This is a genomic window from Burkholderia sp. Tr-20355 (assembly GCF_017104685.1).
Classification (GTDB): domain Bacteria; phylum Pseudomonadota; class Gammaproteobacteria; order Burkholderiales; family Burkholderiaceae; genus Burkholderia; species Burkholderia seminalis.
Map to the genome: position 1 here is coordinate 1 of NZ_JAAGPK010000410.1, position 673 is coordinate 673.

1 protein-coding gene is annotated in these 673 nt (G+C 62.9%); it reads right to left on the bottom strand.

Going from position 1 to position 673, the window contains the following annotated elements; genetic code table 11:
- A partial coding sequence (locus G3N62_RS35665) for a hypothetical protein (RefSeq protein ID WP_206141572.1) occupies window positions 1-673 on the bottom strand: 673 nt, incomplete at both ends.

A 673-nucleotide genomic window follows, 5' to 3' on the forward strand; every position in this document is an offset into this window, starting at 1 on the left:
CGACTTCGACCGGCTTGTCGTCGGCAAACAGCTCGATCACTTCGCTGTCCACGTCGACCTCGACGGGTCTGTCGTCGGCGAACAGCTCGATCACCTCGCTGTCGACTTCGACCTCGACCGGCCTGTCGTCCGCGAACAGCTCGATCACTTCGCTGTCCACCTCGACTTCGACCGGCTTGTCGTCGGCAAACAGCTCGATCACTTCGCTGTCCACGTCGACCTCGACGGGTCTGTCGTCGGCGAACAGCTCGATCACCTCGCTGTCGACTTCGACCTCGACCGGCCTGTCCTCGGCGAACAGCTCGATCACCTCGCTGTCGACTTCGACCTCGACCGGCCTGTCGTCCGCGAACAGCTCGATCACCTCGCTGTCCACGTCGACCTCGACCGGCCTGTCGTCGGCGAACAGCTCGATCACGTCACTGTCCACCTCAACCTCGACCGGACTTTCGTCGGCAAATAGCTCGATCACGTCCCTGTCCACGTCAACGTCGACGGGCCTGTCGTCCGCGAATAGCTCGATCACTTCGCTGTCCACGTCGACCTCGACGGGTCTGTCGTCGGCCAACAGCTCGATCGATTCGCTGTCGACTTCGACCTCAACAGGCCTCTCGTCCGCGAACAGCTCGATCACCTCGCTGTCCACGTCGACCTCGACCGGCCTGTCGTCGGC